Source organism: Shewanella goraebulensis (assembly GCF_030252245.1).
GTDB lineage: Bacteria > Pseudomonadota > Gammaproteobacteria > Enterobacterales > Shewanellaceae > Shewanella > Shewanella goraebulensis.
On sequence record NZ_CP126972.1, the window covers coordinates 1,309,518 to 1,322,038 of the forward strand.

At 42.3% G+C, this 12,521-nt stretch carries 11 protein-coding genes; 3 read left to right on the forward strand and 8 right to left on the reverse strand.

From position 1 onward, the window contains the following. Nucleotides 1–173 precede the first annotated feature (173 nt). Nucleotides 174–2,753, reverse strand: a complete 2,580-nt coding sequence (leuS, locus tag QPX86_RS05395) for a leucine--tRNA ligase (RefSeq protein ID WP_220751396.1) — start codon at nucleotides 2,751–2,753, stop codon at nucleotides 174–176. A gap of 120 nt (nucleotides 2,754–2,873) precedes the next feature. Here leuS and QPX86_RS05400 point away from each other — a divergent pair, with 120 nt between their 5' ends. Next, complete coding sequence (locus tag QPX86_RS05400; RefSeq protein ID WP_220751398.1) at nucleotides 2,874–3,374, forward strand: zinc ribbon-containing protein; 501 nt, start codon at nucleotides 2,874–2,876, stop codon at nucleotides 3,372–3,374. A gap of 75 nt (nucleotides 3,375–3,449) precedes the next feature. Here the strand turns inward: QPX86_RS05400 and QPX86_RS05405 are convergent, their stop codons facing one another. The 7 genes from QPX86_RS05405 to QPX86_RS05435 form a co-directional block, all read right to left on the reverse strand. Further along, complete coding sequence (locus QPX86_RS05405; RefSeq protein ID WP_285164578.1) at nucleotides 3,450–3,944, reverse strand: prepilin-type N-terminal cleavage/methylation domain-containing protein; 495 nt, start codon at nucleotides 3,942–3,944, stop codon at nucleotides 3,450–3,452. After that, nucleotides 3,941–5,470, reverse strand: a complete 1,530-nt coding sequence (gene lnt, locus QPX86_RS05410; RefSeq protein WP_285165140.1) for an apolipoprotein N-acyltransferase — start codon at nucleotides 5,468–5,470, stop codon at nucleotides 3,941–3,943. Before lnt ends, QPX86_RS05405 begins: the two co-directional genes overlap by 4 nt. A gap of 46 nt (nucleotides 5,471–5,516) precedes the next feature. Then, complete coding sequence (gene corC / locus QPX86_RS05415) at nucleotides 5,517–6,395, reverse strand: CNNM family magnesium/cobalt transport protein CorC (protein ID WP_220751402.1); 879 nt, start codon at nucleotides 6,393–6,395, stop codon at nucleotides 5,517–5,519. A gap of 50 nt (nucleotides 6,396–6,445) precedes the next feature. Continuing rightward, nucleotides 6,446–6,964: an rRNA maturation RNase YbeY gene (ybeY, locus tag QPX86_RS05420; protein ID WP_220751403.1), complete on the reverse strand. Its 519-nt coding sequence runs from the start codon at nucleotides 6,962–6,964 to the stop codon at nucleotides 6,446–6,448. Next, entirely contained in the window at nucleotides 6,954–8,045 is a 1,092-nt protein-coding gene (locus QPX86_RS05425) for a PhoH family protein (RefSeq protein ID WP_285164579.1), read from the reverse strand. The genes ybeY and QPX86_RS05425 overlap by 11 nt, the downstream gene beginning before the upstream one ends. A 143-nt stretch (nucleotides 8,046–8,188) precedes the next feature. Next, on the reverse strand, nucleotides 8,189–9,616 hold the full coding sequence (gene miaB, locus QPX86_RS05430) for a tRNA (N6-isopentenyl adenosine(37)-C2)-methylthiotransferase MiaB (RefSeq protein WP_220751407.1): 1,428 nt from the start codon (nucleotides 9,614–9,616) through the stop codon (nucleotides 8,189–8,191). Between the two features lie 93 nt (nucleotides 9,617–9,709). Next, entirely contained in the window at nucleotides 9,710–10,222 is a 513-nt protein-coding gene (locus QPX86_RS05435; RefSeq protein WP_285164580.1) for a hypothetical protein, read from the reverse strand. Between the two features lie 235 nt (nucleotides 10,223–10,457). Here QPX86_RS05435 and QPX86_RS05440 point away from each other — a divergent pair, with 235 nt between their 5' ends. Both QPX86_RS05440 and pth read left to right on the forward strand, forming a co-directional pair. Continuing rightward, nucleotides 10,458–11,681: an FAD-dependent monooxygenase gene (locus tag QPX86_RS05440; protein WP_285164581.1), complete on the forward strand. Its 1,224-nt coding sequence runs from the start codon at nucleotides 10,458–10,460 to the stop codon at nucleotides 11,679–11,681. 158 nt (nucleotides 11,682–11,839) lie between these two features. Next, complete coding sequence (gene pth, locus QPX86_RS05445) at nucleotides 11,840–12,427, forward strand: aminoacyl-tRNA hydrolase (RefSeq protein ID WP_102528076.1); 588 nt, start codon at nucleotides 11,840–11,842, stop codon at nucleotides 12,425–12,427. Nucleotides 12,428–12,521: the final 94 nt, after the last annotated feature.

Here is a 12,521-nt window from a genome sequence, read left to right on the forward strand (position 1 = left end):
TGGCATCCTTTTACTTAAGTTTTAAATTGAAATTAATTGCTGAAGCAACCCTGAAGTTAGATTACAGGGAAATAAGTAAGGTTGCTAATCAATAGCAACCTTACAGTCTACTTAAGCAATTTGTTGAGCATTTATCATCATCTCAAAGGTAGTGATAAATGCATCAATATCGTTTATTTAGCAACGATATTTAATAGCTTACCAGGAACGTAAATTACTTTACGTACTGTTACACCATCAACAAACTTTTGCACGTTTTCATCGGCTAAACCGAGCGCTTCTACTTCTTCTTTAGAAGCGTCTGCAGCGACAGTGATTTTAGCACGAAGTTTACCGTTTACTTGAACGATGATGAGCTTGCTGTCTTCAACCAATGCTGATTCATCAACGGTTGGCCATAAGCTATCTTCGATATCTGTAGTGTTACCTAATGCAGTCCACAAGCTAAAGCTAGTGTGCGGAATGATTGGGTAAAGTAAACGAGTCACGGCAGTCAATGCTTCTTGCATTAGGGCACGGTCTTGCTCGTTAGCAGACGGCGCTTTTTGCAATTTGTTCATTAATTCCATGATTGCAGCAATGGCTGTGTTGAACATTTGACGACGCTCAATGTCATCGCTGACTTTAGCAATAGTCTTATGTAGTTCACGGCGTAGTGCTTTTTGATTGTTGTCTAGCGCTTTAGGGTCTAATGCAACCACTTCGCCTTGGGCAACATGATCATGTGCTGTTTTCCAGAAACGCTTAATGAAACGGTGCGCGCCTTCAACACTTGACTCTTGCCACTCAAGAGTTAACTCAGGTGGCGCTGCAAACATCATGAATAAACGTACGGTGTCGGCACCGTATTTATCAACCATTTCTTGCGGGTCAATACCGTTATTCTTAGATTTAGACATTTTGCTCATGCCAGTGTAAACCACTTCATGGCCTTCATTGTCGACAGCCTTGACTACACGGCCTTTGTCATCTGTTTCTTGAACAGTAACATCAGCAGGTGAAACCCAAACACGTGCGCCTTTCTCGTTGTTATAGTAATAAGCATCAGCTAGAACCATACCTTGAGTTAATAAGCGTTTTGCAGGTTCATTTGAATCAACTAAACCGATATCACGCAACAATTTATGGAAGAAGCGGAAGTACAATAGGTGCATACAAGCGTGCTCGATACCACCGATGTATTGATCCACTGGCAGCCAGTAGTTTGCTTTAGCAGGGTCAAGCATTTGATCAGCATGTGGACTACAGTAACGCGCATAATACCAAGATGATTCCATAAAGGTATCGAAGGTATCTGTTTCGCGAAGAGCAGGTTGACCGTTAACTTCGGTTTTAGCCCACTCTTTGTCTGCCTTGATTGGGCTTTGAATACCATCCATTACCACATCTTCAGGTAAAATAACCGGAAGTTGCTCAGCTGGAGTCGGCATTACAGTACCATCTTCAAGCGTAACCATTGGGATAGGCGCGCCCCAGTAACGCTGACGCGATACACCCCAGTCACGTAGACGGAAGTTAACTTGACGCTTACCTTTGCCTTCAGCAGTTAGTTTGGCATCAATCGCATCAAATGCAGCTTGGAATTCTAGACCATCGAATTCTGCAGAGTTAAACAACACACCTTTATCGGTATATGCTGCTTCACTGATGTCTACTTCGCTGTCAACTGGCTTGATCACAGCTTCAATTGCTAAGTTATATTTTTTAGCGAACTCATAGTCACGTTGATCGTGAGCTGGTACAGACATGACTGCGCCAGTACCGTAGTTCATTAATACAAAGTTACCTACCCAGATTGGCACTTCTTTGCCAGTCAGTGGGTGAACGGCATTAAGACCTGTAGCAACACCTTTCTTTTCCATTACAGCCATCGCTGCTTCGGTAGTATCAACGTTTTTACATTCTTCAATGAATGCCGCTAATTCAGGGTTATTCTTGGCAGCTTGCTCAGCTAATGGGTGACCACTTGCAATTGCAACATACGTCACGCCCATTACGGTATCTGGACGTGTTGTGTAGATATCGAACGTCTCGTCGCTACCCGCAACATTAAAGGTCATTTCGATACCTTCGCTGCGGCCAATCCAGTTACGCTGCATTGACTTAACCTGTTCAGGCCATTCGTCTAGCTGATCGATATCATTTAACAGCTCTTCAGCGTAATCGGTAATTTTGATGAACCACTGAGGGATTTCTTTTTGAACCACCTCAGTGTCACAGCGCCAACAGCAACCGTCTTGTACTTGCTCATTCGCGAGTACGGTTTCATCGTTTGGACACCAGTTAACTGACGCAGTCTTTTTGTAGACTAAGCCTTTTTCGTAAAGCTGAGTGAAGAACCATTGCTCCCACTGGTAGTACTCTGGCGTACATGTGGCGATTTCACGGCTCCAATCATAACCAAAACCTAATAACTTAAGTTGGTTCTTCATGTAGTCGATATTTTCGTATGTCCACGGTGCTGGGGCAGTCTTATTATTGATTGCCGCATTTTCAGCAGGTAGGCCGAATGAGTCCCAACCAATAGGTTGTAATACATTTTTACCTTGCAAACGTTGGTAACGAGCAACAACATCACCTATGGTGTAGTTACGGACGTGTCCCATGTGAAGTCGGCCAGATGGATAAGGGAACATAGAGAGACAGTAGAATTTCTCTTTGTTTTCATCTTCTGTTACTTCGAAGGTTTTTTTGTCTTCCCAGTGCTTTTGCACTAGGGCTTCAATTTCTGAGGGATTATATTGCTCTTGCATCAATCTATTCCGGCCTATGCCGCCCATTGTTTGATCTAACGCTAAAAAGCGCGAGTGAGATCTGCATAGAATAAACTAGAAGTGATGCATTAAAAAGGTTCAGATGAAGGAGTATTTTTTATGAGTGGACGAAGTTCAGCGTTATTAGCGCTTTATCACACGCTTTTCGAACAAGTTAAGCAGCGTTATGATGAAGATAACTCATTGACTGCAAAGAGCCTTTTTGCATCAGTAACCCAGTGTAAAGATTATTTGCAATTGAAGTCAGAAGCCGAAGCAGAAGAGTTAGCTTTAGTAGAAGAATTTTTAAAGCGTGACATTGCAAGTTACCTAAAAGACGAAAATGCCGATAATCTCAGTTATAGCCCGACTGTGATCACCCTAGAAAACACCCTTTGGCATTGGCTAGGGGAAATTACTGACCGCAGCCAAGTTGAGTGGCATGAAATTGCTCAAGACTTTAAGCATAAGGGTTTTTATATGGCGGGTGAGGTGATTAATCAAGGTAAGGTGATTTGTACTGAATGTAATCATGAAATGAGTATCGAATTTCCGAGCTTAATCCCTGATTGCCCACAATGCGATAATGAAATGTTTACCCGTGAGTCTTTGGCGCCTTAAGCAAGCTTAGCTGTTTGAACGAAGTGTTTAGGGTTATCTTGGAAGAGTACTGTCTTGCTAGCTGCGTCAGAGCGGCTAGCAACCTGTTGTGACATTATTATATTCGGGAGGGGTGTTGGCATTGCTCGCTTGGACATAATGAAAATAGCAATTGTCGTCTAACACTTTGCCGTCACCACTTAGGTCATAACCGATAAAGGTATCAGCAATACCGCGATACTCGATAGTGAAGCCGTCATCAAGAATAAGCCAATCTTCGATATCGGTATTATCTAAATAGCCCCATTTAAGGCGCGTATTAAAACTGCCGTCACCTTCTAAATCAATATCTAACAAATCATCACGATTTCCCACCGCTTGAGTCGAAAAGCTACTCATCTGCGAGCGAGCATAAACAAGATTATTCGCTGTTTTAGCACTGGCATTGAGCTGTGCAAGGCCACTGACTCTCGCCTCTGTAGAGAAAGTGATAAACTTTGGAGCCGCGACAATAGCCAGTATGGCCAAAATAATTATCACCACCACAAGCTCTATTAAGGTAAACCCTTGATTAAGTTGTTTGAAGCTCAATCGCGATGGCCTTTTTTCCAAAGAATGATTTGTTGAGTTAAACCAATCAAAAATAGCAATCCGCAGAGTAAAAGTAACGGCGTTTGACCAATGCGTTTAAACCAAGTTTCACCGTCATATAACGGTACATCTGCAACTAATACGCCTTCTTGAAATTGGGGTATTTTATGGGTGATTCGACCATGAATATCGACAACGGCTGTGACACCATTGTTAGTCGCACGAACCAGTGGACGACCTAATTCAATTGAGCGCATTTGGGCGATTTCCATGTGCTGGAGTGGGCCAATTGAGTCGCCAAACCATGCATCATTTGACACGGTAAGCAGTAAATCAGTGTCAGCATGAGTATTGGCACGTAACTGTTCTGGAAAGACGATTTCGTAGCATAGTGCTGGGGCGATTTGATACCCCATGGCGTTTAAATTTTTCTGCTGAAAATCTCCCCTAGCAAATGATGACATTGGCAGATTGAAAAACGGCGCTAATGGTCTTAATAGGCTCTCAAACGGGACGAATTCACCGATAGGCAGTAAGTGGTGTTTTTTGTAATCATTAGTGCCATTGCCTTGATAATCACCATGAGATTGAACAGGCTGGTTAGCATTACCCATTACAATGAGTGAATTATAAAATTCTTGCTGTTGTAAGCTAATAATACCGGTGATGATGGCGCTATTATTCATATTAGCGACTTTGTCGGTGTTATGCAGAAAGTCACCCACCATAGATTCTGGTGCTGGTACTGCAGCTTCTGGCCATACGACAATATCGGCATCAAAGTTTGGGCGGCTTAAGTCCATGTACTTAAGCAGTGTTGGCCATAGTGCATCTGGCTCCCACTTCATGCTTTGTTCGATATTACCTTGCACTAAAGCTACTCTAACGGTTTCGCCGCGAGGGCTAATATTAGAGGTCAATGGCGTAATGAGAGTCGCGATGATAATGATAGCGGTGATTACCGCTGCACTGATAAAACGTTTTTTTAAGACTAAAACAATACTGCCGCAAAACAGAGCGATGAGATAACTTAACCCTAGCGCACCAATAACGCTGCCAAGTTCAGAAATTGGTCCTTGAGTTTGACTGTAACCAGCCCATAACCAAGGAAACCCTGTTAGCACCCAGCCACGCATCCATTCAGTTAATACCCATAGAGCAGGGAATAAACCGAGATACTGAAATGGATGATGCCAATGTTTAAAATGGGGGAATTGACTGAGCTTGGCGGTGAGATACCCCGCTAGTGCTGGATATAGCGCTAAATACAGTGCTAGTAAGCCCATTAAGCCCATTGAGACGATTAATGGTAAACCGCCAAAAGTGTCGATGCTGACGTGAACCCAACTGATCCCGAAAGCAAAACAACCAAAACCGAAACTTAACCAATGAAAGAAGTTTTCTTTAGGGGTTAAGTGTCGACTTTGATAGAGAACAAATATCATTGCCGCAGGGTAGAAAGCCCAAATTGCGTAAGGAGCAAAAGCGAGAGTGGTACTTGCGCCCGCAGCAAAAGCCGTCACCATCCTTAACAGTGATGACTTAGAGATATTTAGTTTTTTAAGCACAGTGTTAGTCGTCGTTATCTTCTTGAAGTTTAGGATCAGGTAACTTAACACTCAGTTGAATTAACCGTCTTGTATCAGCGTTTGTGACTTTAAACTCGATATTATCGATTAGGACACTTTCATTACGCTCTGGTAAATGACCAAAGGCGTGTGACACAAGGCCGCCGACAGTATCAAATTCTTCATCGCTGAATTGAGTACCACAAGCTTCGTTAAATTCATCAATAGGGGTGCGTGCTTTAATCATAAACACGGTGTTACTGATCTTTTTGATTTCCGTATCTTCTACTGAACTATGGTCGAACTCATCTTCGATTTCACCGACGATTTCTTCCAAGATATCTTCAATAGTAACAAGACCGGATACCCCACCATATTCATCGACCACAATGGCCATATGATAACGTTGGGAGCGGAATTCTTTGAGTAGCACATCGACGCGTTTGCTTTCAGGTACCACTACAGCAGGCCTAATGACTTGGTGCAGCGAGAAAGGCTGGTCTGATTGCTTGAAGCCATATTTAAGCAAGTCTTTTGCAAGCAAAATGCCTTCGATATGGTCTTTATCTTCGTTTACTACAGGGAAACGAGAGTGAGCAGATTCAATGACTGTTTCCAGTAATTCATCAACTGTGCTATCGATTTGCAGTGTGACAATTTGGCTTCGAGGTATCATGATATCGCGTACCCGCAATCCTGATACTTCTAATACGCCATTCATCATTTCGCGTGTATCTTCAGTAATTAAGTCGCGCTCTTCGGCGCCCGCAATGACTTCAACAAGATCTTCGCGATTTTGAGGTTCGCCCTGAAACAACTGACCTATTTTGTCAATCCAGTTTTTTTTACGGGCGTTGGTACTCGGTGGGATGTCGTCACTCATAATATTTTACTAAATCATCGGAGGCACATTCATGCAATCCTTTGACTTATTTATGCTTCCTTATAGGGATTTGAAAAACCTAAGCCTTCAATGAGTTGAGTCTCTAATGACTCCATTTCTTCAGCTTCGTTGTCGATAATATGGTCATAACCCAGCAAATGCAAGCAGCCGTGAATAACCATGTGGGCCCAATGTGCTACAAGGGGCTTATTCTGTTGTTTTGCTTCGAGTTCTACGACTTCAGCAGCGATGATTAAATCACCTAAAAGTGGTAATTCAATCCCTGGAGGCGCCTCGAAAGGAAAAGATAACACGTTGGTCGGTTTATCTTTACCGCGGTAAGTATGGTTTAGCTGCTGACTTTCAGTATTTTCAACGATACGAATGGTCAGTTCAGCTGTTTCCATAGTATTACCTAATGCCGTTTTGACCCATAATTCGAACTCTTGTTGAGTCGGAATACTTTGTGGGTCATCCACTGCAATTTGTAAGTCTAGGTCCAGTTCTAAGTTTGAACTTAATTTTGAATCTAAGCCTGATTTATTGCTTAGCTGGGGGTCAAGCGTCATTGTTTACGACTCCCGTAGCTTTGACGTCTTCATTAGTCATTTGTTCATTAAATGCGTTTTGTCGCTGTTTGTATTGACGCTCTTTTTCAGCTTTTAAGGCGCTTTCTTTTGAATCAAAGGCTTCATAAGCTTCAACAATGCGGGCAACAATAGGGTGACGAACCACATCTTGAGACATAAAGAAGTTAAAGCTGATGTCGTTGACTTCGCTAAGCACTTCAATGGCCTGTCGAAGTCCAGATTTTTGACTGCGAGGCAAATCGATTTGAGTGATGTCGCCAGTAATGACAGCCCTAGAGTTAAAACCAATACGGGTTAAGAACATTTTCATTTGCTCAACCGTGGTGTTTTGGCTTTCATCTAAAATCACAAAGGCATCATTTAATGTTCGGCCGCGCATGTAAGCCAATGGAGCGATTTCAATGATGTTGCGCTCAAGCAGTTTTTCAACTTTCTCAAAGCCTAGCATTTCAAACAATGCATCATAAAGCGGACGTAAATACGGGTCGACTTTTTGGCTTAAATCCCCCGGCAAGAAGCCGAGTTTTTCGCCAGCTTCAACCGCAGGGCGAGTCAATAATATACGGCGTACTTCTTGACGCTCTAATGCATCGACAGCAGCTGCAACGGCTAGAAAGGTTTTGCCGGTACCTGCTGGCCCAATACCAAAGGTAATATCATGTTTAGCAATGTTTGCTACATAGTTAGCTTGGTTTGGGTTTCGTGGCTTGATAATGCCGCGCTTCGTTTTAATGTGCAGAGTATCGTCTTCAGCTGAAGATTCAGCTTCCAGATTTATCACTTCTTGAATGGCTAAATGGACTCTTTCAGGCTCAAGATCAGGCGTGCTGCCTTTGATGGTTTGGGTCTCAATGTAGAGTTGTTTCAATAAATTATTAACGTTAAAGGCATTACGAGGCAAACCAACAATTTTGAAGTGGTTATTCTTGTGCACAATTTCAACACCTAGGCGGCGTTCAAGTTGCTTAATGTTGTCATCATAAGGGCCACATAATGAGGCGATTCTTCGAGTCTCTGCAGGCTCGAGATACAAATTCATGGTTGTAACTTTAGTGGACAAAAATAATGCTCCAAAAACGGTATGTTTATTAACAATGAGTCTACGAGTGTTGCACTTAAAATACCACGGTATTAGGGCAAAAGCACAATAAAGGCGGCATATAGCCGCCTTTATTAACTAAAATTTATGACTGATTTTAATCTTTAGTTAGGAGTAAACTGAGTTACGCCTAAATCATCATCAGTTTTGTGTTTAGCTAAAATGTCTGACGGACGTAAACTACGACGTAAATCCATTTCATCTTCAGCACGAACAAACACGCCACGAAGAGAGTTGGTGTATACGTCAACGATTTCAACGTCAACAAATCCGCCGATGCTCTTAGGATTACCTTCGAAATTCACCACGCGGTTATTTTCAGTACGACCACGAAGCTCCATTGGATTCTTTACAGAAGGACCTTCTACTAAAATACGTTGCACAGTCCCTAACATTTGGCGGCTATAACGCATTGCCTGCTGGGTAATGCGGTCTTGTAAAATAGCCAAGCGCTGCTTTTTCTCAACCATAGTCACATCATCTGGTAAATCTGCTGCAGGCGTGCCAGGGCGGGCGCTGTAAATAAAGCTGAAACTATGGTCAAAGCTGACATCTTCAATCAGCTTCATTGTGTCTTCAAAATCAGCTTGGCTTTCGCCTGGAAAACCAATAATGAAGTCAGAGCTGATATGGATATCTGGGCGAGCTTTGCGTAAACGGCGAATAATTGATTTATATTCAATCGCCATGTGGCCGCGCTTCATGTTCGTCAGAATTCGGTCTGAACCTGATTGAACAGGAAGATGTAAGAAGCTCACTAATTCAGGTGTATCTTCATAGACATCAATAATGTCTTGTGAAAACTCGATAGGGTGACTGGTAGTAAAGCGGATACGGTCGATGCCATCAATCGAGGCTACTAAACGTAATAACTCAGCAAAAGTACAGATTTCATCGTCGTGTGTAGGGCCGCGAAAAGCGTTAACGTTTTGACCTAACAAGTTAACTTCTCGTACACCTTGTTCAGCGAGTTGCGCGACTTCTAAAATCACGTCATCGACTGGACGGCTAACTTCTTCACCACGGGTATAAGGTACAACACAGAATGAGCAGTATTTACTGCAACCTTCCATAATTGACACGAACGCAGTTGGACCATCAGCTTTGGGCTCTGGTAAACGGTCAAATTTTTCTATTTCAGGAAAGCTCACATCGATAACCGCTTTATCGCCGTTATTAATTTGAGTGATCATTTCAGGTAAGCGGTGTAAGGTTTGTGGGCCGAAAATGATATCAACACATTGGGCACGCTCTTTAATTGCTTTACCTTCTTGGGAAGCAACACAGCCACCAACACCAATAATTAAATTAGGATTTTTATCTTTTAAGGTTTTCCAGCGACCAAGCTGATGAAACACTTTTTCCTGTGCTTTTTCACGAATCGAGCATGTGTTAAGCAGCAGTACGTCTGCTTCTTCAGCATCCTCAGTCAAGGTGTAACCTTGATAATCGTCCAGCAAGTCAGCCATTTTAGATGAATCATATTCATTCATCTGACAGCCCCAGGTTTTTATGTGTAGTTTTTTACTCATCAGATACGCCGTTCTATATACCACAGAAAAATAGCCGCATATTTTAACCGCACAAAGGCTCGCTGGCTAGCCTTTGTGCACATCTAGTGAGCTTTATTCTGAAAAGCTTAATACCCGTAGTTTTTCAGGGTATTTATCTGCGTTAGCTAACTCGTTTGATTGATTGGTAAAAAAGCCTAATTGTTTGGCCATTTTTTGATTATCTGCACGAGCATTAGCTATCAAGTTTTGTTGCAGTTCATCGGCATTATATTCAAACGACACTAATTCGTTAGCTTCTTGGATTAAGAAACCGAACTCCTTAGCCATTGCCACATTATCTTGACGTGCTCTAGCAATATTTTTTTGTGGTAGCTCTCGATTAAAGCGTGTGAGCATTTCCGTGGTTTGTTGATATAAGGCATAATCAAACGAAGAACGGTAAATTACAGTAACTGTTTCCATTGGCTGTATCTGTGCGTGTGATTGAGCTGAAAACAATGCTGCAGTGGCAAGCAGACCTGTTACTAAGGCTTGAGCGATTTTTTTGGCTTTTTGCGCAAGTGGCAGTCTCAAATTAGTGGTGCTAATTTTTGTAGAATGTACGACCGTGCTGTGACTAGACATAGTATCCTCTCTTACCTTGGCATGGCGGATTTGCTGCAAGGTGTTTTCATTAGACAGTCTCAGTATAAGAAGAGGTTTACCGGTTAATGTGTCACCATTGTAAGCAGGTGTTGCTCAAAGATTATCTAGAAACATATCGACACGATTAAGCGATTATAGACACGTTTGTACATATTTTGACCGTTAGGGCTATTTGCTAATAATAAGTACAAAGTGCAATGAGAAGGGTTCAACAATGCAAGATGAAGTAAATCAAGCAGGCCAAAATAAACCAATCCAGCATGATGTAGTGATTGTGGGGGGAGGTATGGTTGGCGCTGCGGTTGCGGTTGGTTTAGGTCAGTTAGGTTTAGATATTGGCATGATAGAAGCCTATCAACCAAAATCTTATGAGCCAGAACAAGCTTTAGATTTACGTGTTTCTGCTATAAGTGTTGCTTCTGAGCAATTACTTGAACGTCTTGGAGTAATGGATAAGTTGCTTTCTTTACGTCACGTAGCCTATAAAGGCCTAGAAACATGGGAAATGGAAAATTGCATCACCCAATTTCATGCTGATCAAATAGATGAACCGCATCTAGGATATTTTTTTGAAAACCGTCTGATCCAGCTTTGTTTGTGGCAGCAACTCGATACCATGGACAATATCACCCGTTATTGTCCTGATAGTGTGAACCACTTCGAGCGTATAAATGCCGACGAACAACAGCAAATAAAAGTCACTTTACAATCAGGGGTTGAACTACAAAGTAAATTAATTGTTGGTGCCGATGGTGCTAATTCTCAAGTTCGTCAGTGGGCGGGCATTGGCATTACCGGTTGGGATTATGCGCAATCTGCGATGTTGATTAATGTGAGCACGGCGACTGCGCAACAAGATATTACTTGGCAACAGTTTACCCCAGCAGGTCCTCGCTCTTTATTACCTCTTCCTGGCAATAATGCTTCGTTAGTTTGGTATGACAGTCGCAGCCGTATTAAACAGTTAATGCAGCTAAATCATCAACAATTAGCCGAGCAAATCAGGCAACATTTCCCGCAGCGATTAGACAGTGACTTTACTGTGATTGATCGTGGCAGCTTTCCGTTAACTCGCCGTCATGCACAATCTTATTGCCAAGACAATGTGGTGATATTAGGCGATGCTGCCCACACGATTAACCCGCTTGCTGGTCAGGGAGTGAATATAGGCTTTAAAGATGTTGATGTATTAATTGCCACAATCGCAGATGCCGTTGGCAATGATCATCCTTGGTGGAAAGCTACGACCCTAAAGCAATACCAATGTAAGCGTTACAGCGACAATTTATTAATGATGTCTGCTATGGATGCGTTTTATGCTGGTTTTAGTAATGACTTACTGCCAATTAAACTGCTGCGCAATGGAATGTTGAAGATTGCAAATCACGACAACCCTATCAAAAAGAAAGTCCTTAAATACGCATTAGGCTTAGCATGAAACAGATATTCTGACTATAAATGATGCAGGGTATTTGTTGAGTTCAGTTTTGAGTGTTAAAATGCCGCGCTTTAGCGCCTTCAATTCGTAAATCGATACTTTTATATCGAAGAATTGAGGTAAGCGCGGTCATATTTTTCGCTAAAAAATGAGTGCTAATGAGTCAAATAAAACTAATTGTTGGTCTTGCCAATCCTGGTGCTGAATACGCACAAACTCGTCATAACGCCGGAGCATGGTATGTGCAGGAATTAGCGCGCTTATGCGGCGCAACGCTAGTACCTGACAGTAAATACTTTGGCCTAACTGCCAGAGTGACGATTGACGGTAAAGACGTACGATTATTAATACCAACGACTTTCATGAACCTTAGCGGTAAGTCTGTTGGAGCACTCGCCAATTTCTTTCGAATTACGCCGGAAGAGATATTAGTCGCTCATGATGAGCTTGATATGGAACCCGGCGTGGCTAAGTTTAAACTTGGTGGCGGTCATGGTGGTCATAATGGTTTAAAAGACATTATTGCGAAAATGGCCAATGACAAAGGATTCCATCGTCTACGTATAGGCATTGGCCATCCTGGTGACAAAAATCGTGTCAGCGGTTATGTCCTTGGAAAAGCGCCTGCCAGTGAACAAGAAAAGATGGATGCAGTGATCGACGAAGCAGTCCGTTCAACTGAAATATTATTTAAGCAAGACATGGCGAAAGCCATGAACAGGCTACATACTTTTAAAGCGGTTTAACTATTACTACTTATATTAAGCAGTAACATTATTCGTTTCAAAACAACTATTGATATTCACTGCCTCAGTTTTGATGCAGTTCAACATATATAAA

Bases quoted from the DNA above. Each gene is read 5' to 3' on its own strand.
- leuS (WP_220751396.1), bottom strand. From the start codon at position 2,753: ATGCAAGAGCAATATAATCCCTCAGAAATTGAAGCCCTAGTGCAAAAG.
- QPX86_RS05400 (WP_220751398.1), top strand. From the start codon at position 2,874: ATGAGTGGACGAAGTTCAGCGTTATTAGCGCTTTATCACACGCTTTTC.
- lnt (WP_285165140.1), bottom strand. From the start codon at position 5,470: ATGGTGACGGCTTTTGCTGCGGGCGCAAGTACCACTCTCGCTTTTGCT.
- corC (WP_220751402.1), bottom strand. From the start codon at position 6,395: ATGAGTGACGACATCCCACCGAGTACCAACGCCCGTAAAAAAAACTGG.
- ybeY (WP_220751403.1), bottom strand. From the start codon at position 6,964: ATGACGCTTGACCCCCAGCTAAGCAATAAATCAGGCTTAGATTCAAAA.
- miaB (WP_220751407.1), bottom strand. From the start codon at position 9,616: ATGAGTAAAAAACTACACATAAAAACCTGGGGCTGTCAGATGAATGAA.
- QPX86_RS05435 (WP_285164580.1), bottom strand. From the start codon at position 10,222: ATGTCTAGTCACAGCACGGTCGTACATTCTACAAAAATTAGCACCACT.
- QPX86_RS05440 (WP_285164581.1), top strand. From the start codon at position 10,458: ATGCAAGATGAAGTAAATCAAGCAGGCCAAAATAAACCAATCCAGCAT.
- pth (WP_102528076.1), top strand. From the start codon at position 11,840: ATGAGTCAAATAAAACTAATTGTTGGTCTTGCCAATCCTGGTGCTGAA.